This is a genomic window from Acidocella sp. C78, from assembly GCF_907164655.1.
Genome location: NZ_CAJQZK010000066.1, coordinates 1 through 14,734 on the forward strand (window position 1 = coordinate 1; position 14,734 = coordinate 14,734).

Below are 14,734 nucleotides of genomic sequence, written 5' to 3' on the forward strand. Positions count from 1 at the left end.
TCGTGGCGAGGAGCTCGTAGTAGTCCCACGGTTCCTTGCTCTCGGAAGGCGACTTCACGCGGAACAGGTAGGCATCGCACATGAAGCGGCCATCCTCACGGATATAGGCCTTGCCATAGGCATCGTCGTCGGTCGGCATCTTCTTCATCTGCGCGACGACGGCGGCGCCGTTCTTCACATCCTTCATGTTGTTCATGGCCTCGACGGCCTTGAGGAAGTGCAGCGTGCCGGAATAGCTGCCGGCCTGGCCCATCGAAGGATAGTTGTTCGGCGTGCGCGGCTTCACCCGCTTCATGAAGGCGCGGGTGCGGTCGTTCAGGTTCCAGTAGAAGCTCTCGGTGAGCGTCAGGCCCTGCGCAACCTCGAGGCCCATGCCATGCACGTCGTTCAGGAAGATCAGCAGGCCGGCGATGTGCATCTTCTTGTTCAGGCCGAACTGGTGCGCCTGCTTGATCGAGTTCACCGTGTCCTTGCCCGCGTTGGCGAGGCCGAGCACGTCGGCGCCGGACGCCTGCGCCTGGATCAGGTAGGAGGAGAAGTCGGTCGTGGTCGGGAACGGATAATTGATGTTGCCGAGAACCTGACCGCCCATCTGCTTGACGACCGCGGCGGTCTGCTCGTGCAGCAGATGGCCGAACGCGTAGTCGGCCGTGATGAAGAACCACTTCTTGCCGCCCGACTTCACGATGGCGCCGCCGGTGGAGTGCGACAGCATGTAAGTGTCGTAGGTCCAGTGCACGGTCTGCGCGTTGCAGAACTTGCCGGTGATCTCGGAAGAGGCGGAGTTGGTGTTGATGTAGGCGCGGTTCTTGTCGTGCGCGACGCCCTCGATGGCGATGCCGATGGCCGAGTTCGGCACGTCGATCACGAGATCCGCACCCTGGTCGTAGAAGCGGCGGCCAGCGCGGTGCCGACACCCGGGTTCTCCTGGTGGTCGCCACGGATCACCTCGACGTCATAGCCCTTCTGCTTGGCGCCGAAATCCGCGATCGCCTGCTCGACACACGCCACCGAGGTCGGGCCGCCAATGTCGCGATAGGGGCCGGAGAAATCGCTGATCACGGCGATCTTGAGCTTCTTCGCCGAGGCCGCGCGCGCCCGCGCGCCGGGCAGCGAGGCCGCGGCAACACCGGCGGCGGCGCCGCCGAGAAGGTTTCTTCTGCTCAGGTCCATGGATGTTTCCTTCGTTGAGGTTCAGATGCCAAGTCGCTGGTTGAGCGACTCGGCGCGGGCGGCGAGCTCATGGGCCGGGATCATGTCGACGACCTGTCCATGCTCGACGAGGTAGTGCCGATCAGCAAGCTTGGCGGCAAAACGGAAATTCTGCTCCACCAGCAGCACGGTGAAGCCGCGGCGCTTGATCTCGGCGATCATGTGGCCGATCTGCTGGACGATGACGGGCGCCAGCCCTTCGGTCGGCTCGTCGAGCAACAGCAGTTTCGCGCCCGTGCGCAGGATGCGGGCGATGGCCAGCATCTGCTGTTCGCCGCCGGAGAGTTTCGTCCCCGGACTTTTCGCGCGCTCGCGCAGATTGGGAAACAGCTCGTGAATATCGGCGATGCTCATGCCGCCGGGGGCGACAACCGGCGGCAGCATGAGGTTTTCCTCGACCGTCAGACCGGCAAAGATGCCGCGATCTTCCGGACAGAAGCCGATGCCGGCCCGGCCGATCGTATCGGGGCGGGCTGCGATCAGTTCGGCGCCGCGAAAGCGGATGCTGCCCGTCCGCTTCGGAACCAGCCCCATGATCGCCTTCAGCGTGGTCGATTTTCCGGCGCCGTTGCGGCCGAGCAGGGTGACGCACTCACCCTCGCGCACCTCGAACTTCATGCCGTGCAGAACGTGGCTCTCGTCGTACCACGCGTTGAGATCGGCGATTTCAAGCATCGGCGTGCTCCGAGCCGAGATAGGCGGTGATGACCGCCTCGTTGGTGGACACGCTGGCGTAATCGCCCTCGGCCAGCACGCGGCCGCGCGCGAGCACGGTGATCCGGTCCGACAGGCCGGAGACGACGGAGAGATTGTGCTCCACCATCAGGATCGTGCGCCCCTTCCGGATCTGGCGGATGAGTGCCACGATCCGGGCAACATCCGATTCGGTCATGCCGGCCGTCGGCTCGTCGAGCAGCATCAGCTTCGGATCGAGCGCCAGCGTGGTCGCGATCTCCAGCGCGCGCTTGCGGCCATAGGAGAGTTCCGCCGCCGGCACCTCGACACTGTCCGAAAGCCCGACATCGTAGAGCAGTTCGTGCGCCCGGTCGTTGAACACCGAAAGCGCGCGTTCGCTGCGCCAGAAATCGAAATTGCCGCCACGCGAGCGGGCCAGGGCGACGCGCACGTTCTCAAGCGCGCTCATATGGCCGAAAACCGCGGAAATCTGGAAGCTGCGCACCAGGCCGCGACGCGCGACATCGGCCGGCTTCAGGTCGGTGATGTCCCGACCCTCGAACATGATCTGGCCCGCGCTGGGTTGCAGGAACTTGGTCAGCAGGTTGAAGCAGGTGGTCTTGCCGGCGCCATTCGGCCGATCAGCGCATGAATGCTGTCGCGCTCGATCGACAGATCGACGTCCTGCACAGCCATGAAGCCGCGAAAACCCTTCGCCAGACCGCGCGCCTCGAGTATGTTATCGGCCATGGATCGACCGACACCCTGCCGCCACGAAGGCGGGGGCCGAGTTGACGATAAACGACATTTTCCCCTCGTCGGCCCCACCATGGCCGGTCACTGAATTGTGACGGCCTCGTGGCATATCGGCCGCGCTCACGCAAGAGCCTGAACGCCGCCGGATATGATTTCACACTTTCGTTATGAGTTTTCCGAAATTATCGCCGGAGAAAAGTTTCAGAAGCGTTTCCGGGAAATTTTCCAGACCGTCGACGATATCTTCACGGCTTTTCAGCTTTCCCTGCCGCAGCCACCCCGCCATGGCCCGCATCCCTTCGGGGTAGCGATCCGCCCAATCGAAAACGATCATGCCCTGCATGCGCGCTCGATTGACCAGAAGCGAAAGATAGTTCGCCGGCCCGCGCACCGGCGTCGTGTTGTTGTATTGCGAGATCGCGCCGCAGATCACGATGCGGGCGCGCAGGTTGATGCGGGCCAGGCAGTCATCGAGGATCTGCCCGCCGACATTGTCGAAATAGACATCGATCCCGTCGGGGCAGGTTTCGCGCAGCCTTTCGGGAACGCTCTCGGATTTGTAGTCGATCGCCGCGTCGAACCCGAGTTCGTCGACGATGTAGCGGCATTTGTCTTCACGCCCGGCAATGCCCACCACGCGGCAGCCCTGGATCTTCGCGATCTGCCCCACCAGCGCGCCCACGGCACCGGCGGCGGCCGACACTACCACGGTTTCCCCCGCCTTCGGTTCGCCGACCGCGAGCAGGCCGAAATACGCGGTCATGCCGGGCATCCCGAGGGTGGAGATGAACAGCGGCTTCGGCGCCAGGGTCGGGTCGACCTTCAGGCAGTCCTTCGCCGCGATCGTCGCCACGCTCTGCACGCCGAACGGGCCGGTGACGACATCGCCGGCCGCAAACCCCGCGGCGCGGCTCTCGATGATGGTGCCGACCGCGCCGGCGCGCATGACCTCACCGAGCCCGACCGGCTTGATGTAGGACTTGCCCTCGTTCATCCAGCCGCGCATCGCGGGGTCGAGCGAGATGTATTCGACGCCGACCATGATCTCGCCCTCGTCGGGCTTGCGCGCCGGCTCGACGCGATATTCGAAATCATCGCGCTTCGGCAGGCCGACGGGGCGGCGGATCAGGCGGAACTGGCGGGATTCGGGCTGGCTCATGGTTCGCTCCATATGTTGACGTAAAGGGTAGGCCGTTGTCCGGACGACAGCAAGGGGCCGAATCTTGAAGCGGGCCGGGAAGTCTGGAATGTTCGGGGCGCGCAAGGGGATGAAGGACCATGCAGATGACACCGGCCGAAACGACGACCGCGCTGATCGCGGCCTATTACGCGGCGTTCAACGACGGGCAGCCGCAGGCGATGCTCGATCTGCTGTCCGACGACGTCGCGCACGACATCAACCAGGGGGAGCGCGAAACCGGGCGGCCGGCCTTTGCGAGGTTTCTTGGCCACATGAACGTGTCCTATCGCGAGCGGCTCGCGGATATCGTCATCATGGCTAACCAGGACGGCAGCCGGGCGGCCGCGGAATTCGTCGTCCACGGCGAATATCTGCAAACCGACCCCGGCCTGCCGGAGGCGTGCGGCCAGCGCTACATCCTGCCGGCCGGCGCGTTCTTCGAGGTGCGCGCCGGCAAGATCGCCCGCGTTTCCAATTATTACAATTTGCAGGACTGGCTGCGCCAGGTCAGCGCCTGAGGCGGCGGCGCAAGAGGCACGAAAATCGTCATGATCCTGTAAAGATCGAGGATCTGTCACCAGAGTTTCATTAGGAGCGGCGCGTTCCCCTGCCGTAGTGAGCGCGGCATGACAGCTCCCGGCGCGATCACACGCTATCGCAGCGTGTTCATCTCGGACACCCATCTCGGCACGCGCGGCTGCCGGGCTGATTTCCTCGCCGATTTCCTCCGCCGGACTAGCGCCGAACATATCTATCTCGTCGGCGACATCATCGATGGCTGGCGGCTGCGGCGCGGATGGTATTGGGACAAACACCACGACGATGTCATCACGCTACTGCTCCGCAGCGCCCGCGCCGGCACGAAGATCACCTATGTTCCCGGCAACCACGATGAAGCCGTGCGGCGCTATCTTCATCTGAGCCTTGAAATCGCCGGTATCCGGTTTGCCGACGAAGCCGAACACGTCACCGCGGCCGGGGAACGGCTGCTGATCATCCATGGCGATCAGTTCGACTCCGTGGTGCGCTATGCGAGGCTGCTGGCGGTGCTGGGCGACTGGGCCTATGGCGCGGCGCTGGTGCTGAACCGCTGGTTCAATGCCGCGAGAGCACGGCTCGGCTATCCGTACTGGTCGCTGTCCGCCTATCTGAAGCGGCAGGTGAAGGAGGCGGTCAAGGCGATCGACCGGTTCGAGGTCGCGCTCGCGGCGGAAGCGGCGGCGCGCGGGTTCGATGGCGTGGTCTGCGGCCATATCCACCACCCCGAGATGCGGGACGTGAACGGCATCCGCTACATCAACGACGGCGACTGGGTGGAGAGTTGCACGGCGCTGGTCGAACATCACGACGGGCAGCTCGAACTGCTCGACTGGGCCGCCCTGAACCGGCTGTCCTTCCTTGCCCCCCGCGGCGCCGTCGTGCAGCCGGGCGCGATGGATGTCGCTCCTGCCTGAGCCTGCCCGGATCATGATCGTCAGCGACGCCTGGCACCCCCAGGTGAACGGTGTCGTGCGCACCCTCTCGATGCTGACCGACGAGTTGCGGCGCGACGGTCAGCAGGTCGTGGTGATCGGGCCCGACCGGTTCATGACACTGCCCTGCCCGTTCTATGCCGAAATCCGGCTCTCGGTCGCGCCGGGCCGGCGGCTGCGCAGAATGGTCGACGAGTTCGCGCCCGATGCGCTGCATATCGCGACCGAGGGGCCGCTCGGCCTTGCGGCGCTGCGGCTGGCGCGCCGCCGGGGATGGCGCTTCACCACGGCCTATCACACCCGGTTCCCGGAATATCTCGCGGCGCGGACCGGCCTGCCGGTCAGCCTGTCGCACGCATGGCTGCGGCGGTTCCATCGCCACGGCGCGGGCACCATGGTCGCCACCGCCTCGATCGCGGCCGAGCTGCGCCGCTGGGGCTTCGCCGATACCAAACTCTGGTCACGCGGGGTGGACGCCGAGCTGTTCAACCCGTCGCGGGCGATCGATCTGCCGTATGAGCGGCCCATCTTCCTGTCGGTGGGGCGGCTCGCGGTGGAGAAAAACCTGCCGGCCTTCCTCGATCTGGACCTGCCGGGCACCAGGCTCGTGGTCGGCGACGGGCCGGCGCGCGCAGCGCTGGAGCGCCGTTACGCCGGACCGCGCACCGTGTTTCTCGGCACGCGGCAGGGGCCGGATCTCGCCGCGCTGTTCGCGAGCGCCGATGTCTTCGTCTTTCCGAGCCGGACGGACACGTTCGGCCTTGTCGTGCTGGAGGCGCTGGCGAGCGGAACGCCGGTTGCCGCGTTCCCGGTTCCCGGACCGGCTGATATCATTGGCGGCGAGACCCCGGAGGTCGGCATTCTGGATGACAATCTGGGGGTGGCGGCGCTGAAAGCACTTCAGCTCGACCGTGAAGACTGCCGGCGCTTTGCCGAGCGGCATGACTGGGCGTCATGCGCGGCGTTGTTCATGCAGCATCTGGTGCCGACCCGCGTCGACGGACCGGCACCAGATTGATTATTCAGGCGCGGACGGCCTTTGCCGCCTCGACAATCGCGGTGAAACCGGCGGGGTCGTCGAACGCCATCGCGGCGAGAACCTTGCGGTCCAGCTCGATATTCGCGGCCTTGAGCGCGGCGATGAACTGGCTGTAGGTCATGCCCTGCTCGCGCACGGCGGCGTTGATGCGCTGGATCCAGAGCGCGCGGAATTCACGCTTCTTGTTCCGGCGGTCGCGATAGGCGTAGCGCAGCGCCTTTTCGAGACGTTCGAGCGCAATCCGGTAATTGGTCGACGAGCGGCCGACAAACCCCTTGGACTGCTTGAGGACCTTCTTGTGACGGGCGTGCGTCGTCACACCCCGTTTGACACGTGCCATGCTTTATCGCTCCTCAATCCAGACCGTAGGGGGCCCACTGCTTGACGGTCTTGCCGTCCTGCTCGGGCAGCGCCATCGTGCCGCGATTGGTGCGCTTCATTTTCTGGGAGCGATTGATCAGGCCGTGGCGCTTGTTGCCATGGCCCGCCATCACCTTGCCGGTCGCGGTGATCTTGAACCGCTTCTTGACCGACGACTTGGTCTTCATCTTCGGCATTTCATACTCCTTCTCGTCCATACCCGGCTTTGGCCGGGGGCGCGGCGTGCGGCCGGGCATGCCAAAAAGGCCCGGGCTCGCGACCTGATCGCGCTGGAAGCGGGCGGTATAGGCAATCGCGCCGGGCTTGGCAACTCGGCCCGCCGCCGGTTCGCCGCCTGCTTGCCGCCCCCGGCCGACATCGGTAAACAATGCTTAAATATTATTCGATATGGTTCTGGCATTTGAGCGTACCGACGCGGCACGCAGCGGCCATTTGACAGGAAATATTTCATGGCAAAACCTTCGGCGAATTCCGGGCGAAGCGGGGCCATACCACCCGTCAGCGCGAAGACCGGCTCCACCATTCTCGGGTTTCTCGACCGGATCGAAGAGGCCTCGCTGGCCGGATGGGCCGTCGACCCCGCCGACATGTCGCGGCCGCTGTCGCTCCGCGTCATGATCGATGGCCAGATCGCCGACGTCATCACCTGCGACCTCGACCGGCCGGATCTGCACCGCCTGCATCTGCCGAACACAAGGGTCGGATTTCACTTCGCGATTCCCTACATCCACCAGGACGGTCTGCGGCATGTGCTGTCGCTCGCGACGATGGATGGACAGCCCGTATCGCTGCCGAGCCGGGCCGGCTTTGCCTTGCCGGAGCTGCATTTCTGCCTGACGCGGCGGGTGCATGTCGAAGGGGTGCTCGATGGTCTCGTGGACGGGGCGGTGCAGGGCTGGGCGTTGCGGGTCGACGAGCAGGCGGGGCTGAAGGCGGGCGGGCTGCGCATTCTCGTCTCCACGCGCGGCCAGCCGGTTGCCGAACTGCTGGCCGACCAGTTCCGCGCCGACGTGGCCGAGGCGCTCGGCGCCGATCCGTCATGCGGGTTTTCCTGGACACCGCCGGCTTCGTTTCACGCCCATGGCGCGGTGACGTTCGATTTTCACATGATGCCGGATCGTATCGCGCTGCGGGGCAGCCCGGTGGAGATCCGCGTGCCGGGAACGTCGGAACGCGCGCGCATCAACGCGCTGATCGAAAAGGCGGACGACCTGCTGCGCTATGCCTATGGGCTGCGGCGGGATCTCAAGGCGGTGCTGCCGGCCGAAAGGTTCTCCCTCGCCAGCTATCGCGACTGGGCCGCGGAGAGCCAGAAGCTGGCCCCGGCGCGCATCGCGGCGCGCTACGGCACGCGGGAGGACGCGCCGCTGGTCTCGGTTCTCTGCCCGGTGTATCGGCCGGAGCAGGGCGCGTTCATCGCCGCGGTGGACTCGGTTCTGGCGCAGAGCTACCGGAACTGGGAACTCATCCTGATCGACGATGGCAGCGACGATCCGGGGCTGACGGGCTCGCTGCGCGACCTCGCGAGGCGCGACTCCCGCATCCGGGTCGAGCGGCTGCCGGCCAATCGCGGCATCGCCGCCGCCACCAATCGCGCGATCGAACTGGCGCGTGGCGCGTTCATCGCGTTTTTCGACCATGACGACGTGCTTGAGCCTTGCGCGCTCGATGCGATGATGCGGGCGCAGGCGGCGACCGGGGCGCGCCTGCTTTATTCGGACGAGGACAAGATCGACCGGCGCGGGCGGGTTTCGGAGCCGAATTTCAAGCCGGATTTCAATTACCGCCTGCTGCTCGACCTCAACTATATCTGCCATCTGGTGGTGGCCGATGCCGCGCTGATCCGCGAGGCCGGCCCGCTGGACCCGCTTCTGGACGGCGCGCAGGACCACGACCTGCTGCTGCGGATGGTCGAGCGGGTTGGCGCGCACGAGATTCATCACGTGCCGGAAATTCTTTATCATTGGCGCATCACCCAGGGCTCCACCGCCGGCTCGGGCGCGGCGAAGCCGGCCGCCGCGGGCGCGGGGGCCAGGGCGGTCGTGGCGCATCTGCAACGCCGGGGTCTTGCCGCGCAGACCACGCGGCGCGGCGCGCTGACGTGCTACCGGACGAGCTTCGCCCTCGACGACGATCCCGGCGTGTCGATCCTGATTCCGTATCGCGATCATATCGGCATGACGGAACAATGCGTGCGCGCGCTCCGCGAGGTGACGCAGAATGTTTCATGTGAAACATTGCTGCTCGACAACTGGTCGCAAGAGGCGGATGCGGAGCGCTTCGCCGTCGAGCAGGGGAATCTGCCGGATACGCGGGTGCTGCGGATCGCCGAGCCGTTCAACTATTCGCGGATCAACAATCTCGGGGCGGCGGCGGCGCGGCATCCGTTCCTGCTGTTCATGAACAACGACGTGTTCGTGCGCGACCCGGGCTGGCTGCGGACCATGCTGAACGAGGCGCTGGCCGATCCGGGCGTGGGGGCGGTGGGTGCCAAGCTGCTGTATCCGAACGGCACGGTGCAGCATGCCGGGGTGGTTCTGGGGGTTGGGGGCGTGGCGGACCATGCCTTTCGCGGGCTGCCGGGGGAGACTCCCGGCTATATCGCGCATGCGATCGCGACGCGGGAGGTTGCGGCGGTGACGGCGGCCTGCATGCTGGTGCGGCGGGAGGCGTTCGAGGCGGCCGGGGGGTTCGACGAGGCGGAGCTGACGGTTGCGTTCAACGATGTCGATCTGTGCATGAAGATCAGGGCGGCGGGCTATCGGATCATCTATGCGGCGGATGCCGTTTGCGAGCATCGGGAGAGCCTGAGCCGGGGCGATGATTTCGACGATTCGAAGGTGGCGCGGTTCATGTTCGAGAACGAGGCGATGCTGTCGCGCTGGGGGCGGGAGCTGGCGGCGGACCCGTTCTACAGCCCGCATTTCAGCCGCGAGGGCGGCGCCTATCGGGATTTGCGGGTGATCGACCCGGCGGCGGTGGCGGCGGCGGGACCGGTTCCGCCGGCGCGGTTTCCGCTGGGCGAAGGGGCCAGCGGCAGGGTGCCGGCGCGCAAGCGGCGGCGGAAGGCGGGCGGCGGCTGAGGCGGGCGCGGGGCTCTTTGCAGGGACGGCGGGATTGGATATATCGTTGGGCACCGGCCCTCTGTCGGAATTGGTAGACGAACGCGACTCATCGTAAATTGGGTGCCCGGGTGGAAATGCCCGGCGTAGAACCGCTCAAAGTCGGGGAAGGCTTAACTGCTAATCCCGAGCCAAGCCCGGAAACGGGAAGGTGTAGAGACTGGACGGGCGGCACCTACATCACCGGCGCGAGCTTGTGACAGGGTGAAGGGACAGTCCAGACCACGAACCCGGATGGGGCGGCGAAAGCCGAAGTGGTACGAAAATCGCGCGCCCTTACGGGCATCCCGGTTCGAGTCCGGGGAGGGCCATTCCATTTTCCCGCTTGTCTTGCGCGCCATCTCCCGGCCTGGGGCAGATGTCGTTCCTGTCGCGGCGTCCAGACCGGGCGTTGCAAGGCGGATATGAACCTTCCCTGTTGCCATACGCCGCGGCCTTCGCTATGAGGCTTCGCACTGGTCCCGGATAGCTCAGTTGGTAGAGCAAGCGGCTGTTAACCGCTCGGTCGTAGGTTCGAGTCCTACTCCGGGAGCCAGATTCTCAAAGCCTCTTGTTATAAATTTTAATCCCGTTGGTCATTTTCCGTGGGAATATGCCCTCTTTATTGTTTGTGCGTAACTTTGTTGACGAGTGCGTCCCCCGCTCCAGATAGCGAGGCCTGATCATAGCGCTGTAGTCATTGTCTATTGCAAGAGTTCTATCTGTTTTTTTAAATTCCTGTTCTCATCATCAAGATATCTGGCAAGCCGCTGAAGTTCCCTCAGAGCAATATACGGATCACGGATCATATCTTTTTCTATAAAGTAGGATTTATTTTCCAGTACAAATTTCGGAAATGTTTCGTCGATTTCGACAAATTGGGAAAGATGCCAACCATTACCCACTCCATAGCCAATAACAAATTGCTTTAGCAAAGTTAAGCCATCTGGCTCCAGCAGAGACCTAGCCCATTCCTCTGTATGCGAGTAGGAATTTAACTTATATCTGATACGCGACACGCCGCCGATGTAGGTCATATGCCATCCCGATTGATGGAACATTTTTGCATCTCGGCCGAATTTGCAAAAATGTCTGCTCTCAGCGTTTCTGACTTGATTGAAATCATCAATTTGGTCAATCATATCATATTGAAATCCGAACGGCGTACGCAATCCAGCCACATCTGAGCGCAAATTTAGAAAATACTGAAACATTGGCATATCAAACATTGCATATTTTGGTAAATCTTGCCTTAGTTCCTGTATTGTTTCTCGTCGAATTATTTCATCTGTGTCAGATATAATAATAAAGTCGTTCGACTCACAATTCTGTATGACTCGGCGTAATGAATTTCGTTGATGATGTTCTCTCGCCCAAGCGTCGCCATCGGGCATATCGTCAACAACTACATGAATGATTTTTTGAAGAAATTTTTCGAATAACTGTATATTTTCTTTAAAATAAAGTGGCTTATCAGCGCCCTGGAATGTTTTAGTTGCTTCACATACTACAAAATAATCAACAACATCATATAATTCATTTAGTCTTATAGTTAGAATATCTATTTCATTGAAAAAAATAAATCAGTCATATATTTTTGTCATAATCAAAACTCCATTAGCTTTATGAATGACATTCTTTTAAGAGCAATCGATAATTGCCTCTGGTCATCCACATTTAAAAATTCGCTTGGCATACGGTGATCTGGATGAAACAAATTTATTTCGAAGACATTGTTATTTTGCAAGGGCGGCATATTTACCAGACATGATATCTTTCCGTCAGAATAGATTTTCTGTCCGAATACAACATATTCATTAAAGACGATTCTTAGATATTGACCACCTAATTCCGTAATTGGATTAAACAATGCAAAATCAAACTCGAACAAGAAAACTCCACCTAATATTTCCTGTGGAGCGTTTAAAATTTTTATTCTTGAACTATCATTAAGACACCATCGGTGAGTTTCTTCTGGTTGATCAATCGACTCCGTTTCAAACGAATCTCCATTACCATAAATCGTAAAATCTATAGAAAGTATCTCCTGGTCTGATTTATAAGATTTTAGTGAATCTATAACAGAATTCGTTGTGCCGTTATTTTCCACATTAACACCAATTTCATTTTTAGAAATTTCGAACTGAGTTGAATCGACAGAAGTAGCCTCCTCCGCGTTTTTCGTTAAAAATTCATTCATTCTTCTTTCTACCAAATCATTGAAACTTGTATTGTCCGTTGGCAAGCGCCCCATAAAACGTTCCGCCAGCTCCGATATGACAATGTCCGGCTTATTTCGTTTTACATAATCATAATCAATATTTTCAGTCCACAAGAAATGTACGTTTTTAAATGTTTCAACGAACATTGATGTTAACATTGACTCGCCGTATCCCGAAAACGAGTCTCCGAATATGATTATAGTTTTGTCTAACTCTGCATTTTCATTTTTGAAAATAGTATGCGTTCCATGATGGCTTGGCGGAACTCTGTGCGGAATATCTGCCTCTCGCGCAAGAACAATCTCATTGGCATATATTCTAGAAACATTCTTTGACATTGGGAAATAGATTTGATTTTCAGTTATGTTTGGTGTTATTTTAGACCCAAGATCAAATGTTTGATTCCATCGTGAGAACGAGGTCTCCCTCAAGGCAAAATTTACTTTGATATTCAATGACCAACATATCTGCATGAAGACAAGATAAGCCCCCCATGCCGTCCAATGTGTATCAGTTTTGAAGTATGATGGGAGCGCTCCGTTGCCGGCTTTAAGTAAATATGTTGGATTTATAAAAATCTCCGAATCTTGTCTCCCTTCTAATTTTTTTACTATTTTATTCGCAGGAGCACTTTCATGGTGCGGAAGAGATTTTCCGAAAAATTCTGGAAACACAGATAATTTTTCTGGGGCCACAACATGACGATATATGATCCCAAGTTGGGAAAGTATCTGATTTCGCTTTCCAAGAAGTTTGATCCAATTTTCTGCGTCACTATCAGAAAAAAATGAAGGATCTGTGTAAAAATTTAATACGTCATTACTACCCCCAATAAGAAATAGCCATCCATCAAGACCAATATGTACGTCTGGACTTACAGATAAATACTTCTGTTCATTATTCATGTTTTTCCCCATTATTTAAATTAAATCATCATCTAATGATAAAAATCGTACTATGCAGATCGGGTGCCGCTACCTAAATAACTATTTTAAATTCGAATTTTTGAATGGTATATTTTTAACGCCAATATTTTTGATTTTTCCATATTTTTTTTAAATTCGAAGTAAAATTATTTTCTCCTTTTTGTAAAATATTTTCATGTTCAGCTAAGTGTGAATTCGTTCGAGAAACCCCCGCACACCTGCGGCTGGGCCGTCGGGATGATTCCATACAGCGCCGATCACCGCAATGAAGTCGGCGCCCGCTTCGGTCAGGAGCGAAAAATTGTCTTGGGTGATGCCGCCGATGGCGACCGAGGGGATTTCCATCAGGTCTGACCACCAGCGCAGCAGTTCGATGTCGGCGCGGGTTTTCGGCGTTTTGGTCGTGGTGGGGAAGAAGGCGCCGAAGGCGACGTAGTCCGCGCCGTGTTCCGCGGCTTCCATGGCGAGGTGCCGGCTATCGTGGCAGGTGATGCCGAGGCTCATTCCATCGAGCAGGCGGCGGATGTGGGGGAGGCCGCCGTGGGCGGCGAGGTCGTCCTGGCCGAGATGGGCGCCGTCGCACCCGGTTTCGAGCGCGAGGCGGGGGTCGTCGTTCAGCAGGAAGGCGACGCCGCGGGACTGTGCGATGGGGCGCAGGGCATCGATGGCGCGGCGCAGCTCGTCTGGCGGTGCGTTCTTGAGGCGGAGCTGGACGCAGGCGACCGGCCCAGCATCCAGCGCCGCCGCCAGCGCATCGGCGAAATCGGGGCCGATGCGTGGCGGCGTGATGAGGTAGAGCGCGGTCAAGCCTTGCCCTGGTAGATGCCGACGATTTGCGAGAGCAGGGCCAGCGCCTCGTCCCGCGGGCGGGTGAAGGCGTTGCGGCCGATGATCGAGCCGGAGGCGCCGCCGTCGCTGAGGGCGCGGACGGTGTCGAGCAGGCTGGCCGAATCGGTGGCTTCGCCGCCGGAGAAGACGACGAGGCGGCGGCCGTTGAAGCAGGACTGCACGACGTGTTTGATGCGTTTGGCCATCGTCGAGACATCGACCTTTTCGTAGGCCTTCCGCGCGGCATCGAGGCCGATATGCTCGGTGGGCGGCTTCACCTTGATGATGTGGGCGCCGAGGAGTGCCGCCATGTGGGCAGCGTAGGCGCAGATGTCGATGGCGGTTTCGGCTTTCTTGTCGAGCATCGGGCCGCGGGGGTAGGACCACAGCACGACGGCGAGGCCGGCGGATTTGGCTTCTTCGGCGAGTTCGCGGAATTCCTCCATCATCGCGAACTGGTGTTCGCTGCCGGGATAGATGGTGAAGCCGATGGCGGCGCAGCCGAGGCGCAGGGCGTCGGAGATCGAGCCGGTGACGGCCTGGTCCTTTTCGGTGGCCAGCGAGTTGGAGGAGTTGAGTTTGAGAATGGTGGGGATGCTGCCGGCGAAGGCGTCGGCGCCCGCCTCGATCATGCCGAGCGGGGCGGCGTAGGCGGACAGGCCGGCATCGAGGGCGAGCTGGAAATGGTAGTGCGGGTCGTAGGCGGCCGGATTGCTGGCGAAGCTGCGCGCGGGGCCGTGTTCGAAGCCCTGATCGACCGGCAGGATGACCATCTTGCCGGTGCCGCCGAGCTTGCCCTGCATGAGGATGCGGGCGAGGTTGGCCTTGGTGCCGGGATTGTCGCTTTCGTACCAGCTCAGGATCTTCCTGACCCGTTGAGTGACGCGCATTGGGATCTCCCTTTGAATGTATTCAGGCTGAAAGATGGCAAGCGGGATGCCG

At 60.1% G+C, this 14,734-nt stretch carries 12 protein-coding genes, 1 tRNA gene and 2 pseudogenes; 5 read left to right on the plus strand and 10 right to left on the minus strand.

Translation table 11 applies throughout. The annotated features are described in order from the left end of the window. The 4 genes and pseudogenes from ACIDOCELLA78_RS85005 to ACIDOCELLA78_RS85020 all read right to left on the minus strand — a co-directional run. Window positions 1-1,173: pseudogene (locus ACIDOCELLA78_RS85005) on the minus strand (ABC transporter substrate-binding protein); the annotation flags it as partial. A gap of 21 nt (window positions 1,174-1,194) precedes the next feature. Further along, window positions 1,195-1,887 carry an ABC transporter ATP-binding protein gene (locus ACIDOCELLA78_RS85010; protein ID WP_201728062.1) on the minus strand — a complete coding sequence of 231 codons (693 nt, stop codon included), beginning with the start codon at window positions 1,885-1,887 and terminating at the stop codon, window positions 1,195-1,197. Beyond that, window positions 1,880-2,637, minus strand: a pseudogene (locus ACIDOCELLA78_RS85015) (ABC transporter ATP-binding protein). The gene ACIDOCELLA78_RS85010 and the pseudogene ACIDOCELLA78_RS85015 overlap by 8 nt, the downstream one beginning before the upstream one ends. 160 nt (window positions 2,638-2,797) lie before the next feature. Next, the gene (locus ACIDOCELLA78_RS85020; RefSeq protein WP_201728063.1) at window positions 2,798-3,802 is read right to left on the minus strand and encodes an NADP-dependent oxidoreductase; all 1,005 of its coding nucleotides are present in this window, start codon (window positions 3,800-3,802) and stop codon (window positions 2,798-2,800) included. Between the two features lie 125 nt (window positions 3,803-3,927). Between ACIDOCELLA78_RS85020 and ACIDOCELLA78_RS85025 the strand changes: the two genes are divergently transcribed. The 3 genes from ACIDOCELLA78_RS85025 (at window position 3,928) to ACIDOCELLA78_RS85035 (ending at window position 6,313) form a co-directional block, all read left to right on the plus strand. After that, window positions 3,928-4,341, plus strand: a complete 414-nt coding sequence (locus tag ACIDOCELLA78_RS85025) for a ketosteroid isomerase-related protein (protein ID WP_249675258.1) — start codon at window positions 3,928-3,930, stop codon at window positions 4,339-4,341. Window positions 4,342-4,449: 108 nt separating this feature from the next. Next, complete coding sequence (locus ACIDOCELLA78_RS85030; protein WP_201728065.1) at window positions 4,450-5,277, plus strand: UDP-2,3-diacylglucosamine diphosphatase; 828 nt, start codon at window positions 4,450-4,452, stop codon at window positions 5,275-5,277. Continuing rightward, on the plus strand, window positions 5,261-6,313 hold the full coding sequence (locus ACIDOCELLA78_RS85035) for a glycosyltransferase family 1 protein (protein WP_201728066.1): 1,053 nt from the start codon (window positions 5,261-5,263) through the stop codon (window positions 6,311-6,313). The genes ACIDOCELLA78_RS85030 and ACIDOCELLA78_RS85035 overlap by 17 nt, the downstream gene beginning before the upstream one ends. Before the next feature lie 4 nt (window positions 6,314-6,317). On the opposite strand, the gene rplT is transcribed toward ACIDOCELLA78_RS85035, so the two are convergent. Together rplT and rpmI are read right to left on the minus strand one after the other, a co-directional pair. After that, on the minus strand, window positions 6,318-6,674 hold the full coding sequence (gene rplT / locus ACIDOCELLA78_RS85040; RefSeq protein ID WP_174503753.1) for a 50S ribosomal protein L20: 357 nt from the start codon (window positions 6,672-6,674) through the stop codon (window positions 6,318-6,320). 13 nt (window positions 6,675-6,687) lie between these two features. Further along, window positions 6,688-6,891 carry a 50S ribosomal protein L35 gene (rpmI, locus tag ACIDOCELLA78_RS85045; RefSeq protein ID WP_012040415.1) on the minus strand — a complete coding sequence of 68 codons (204 nt, stop codon included), beginning with the start codon at window positions 6,889-6,891 and terminating at the stop codon, window positions 6,688-6,690. 273 nt (window positions 6,892-7,164) lie between these two features. On the opposite strand from rpmI, the gene ACIDOCELLA78_RS85050 reads away from it, so the two are divergent. Next, window positions 7,165-9,798, plus strand: a complete 2,634-nt coding sequence (locus ACIDOCELLA78_RS85050; RefSeq protein WP_201728067.1) for a glycosyltransferase family 2 protein — start codon at window positions 7,165-7,167, stop codon at window positions 9,796-9,798. A gap of 498 nt (window positions 9,799-10,296) precedes the next feature. Then, window positions 10,297-10,372: transfer RNA gene (locus ACIDOCELLA78_RS85055), tRNA-Asn, on the plus strand. Between the two features lie 148 nt (window positions 10,373-10,520). On the opposite strand, the gene ACIDOCELLA78_RS85060 is transcribed toward ACIDOCELLA78_RS85055, so the two are convergent. The 4 genes from ACIDOCELLA78_RS85060 to ACIDOCELLA78_RS85075 all read right to left on the minus strand — a co-directional run bounded on the left by ACIDOCELLA78_RS85060 (window position 10,521) and on the right by ACIDOCELLA78_RS85075 (window position 14,682). Next, on the minus strand, window positions 10,521-11,396 hold the full coding sequence (locus ACIDOCELLA78_RS85060) for a hypothetical protein (RefSeq protein ID WP_201728139.1): 876 nt from the start codon (window positions 11,394-11,396) through the stop codon (window positions 10,521-10,523). A 26-nt stretch (window positions 11,397-11,422) separates the two neighbouring features. Continuing rightward, complete coding sequence (locus ACIDOCELLA78_RS85065; protein ID WP_201728068.1) at window positions 11,423-12,943, minus strand: alginate O-acetyltransferase AlgX-related protein; 1,521 nt, start codon at window positions 12,941-12,943, stop codon at window positions 11,423-11,425. Window positions 12,944-13,147: 204 nt separating this feature from the next. Further along, window positions 13,148-13,771, minus strand: a complete 624-nt coding sequence (gene thiE / locus ACIDOCELLA78_RS85070; protein ID WP_201728069.1) for a thiamine phosphate synthase — start codon at window positions 13,769-13,771, stop codon at window positions 13,148-13,150. Next, a complete protein-coding gene (locus ACIDOCELLA78_RS85075; RefSeq protein WP_201728070.1) occupies window positions 13,768-14,682 on the minus strand; it encodes a class I fructose-bisphosphate aldolase in 915 nt (304 codons plus the stop codon). The genes thiE and ACIDOCELLA78_RS85075 overlap by 4 nt, the downstream gene beginning before the upstream one ends. Window positions 14,683-14,734: the final 52 nt, after the last annotated feature.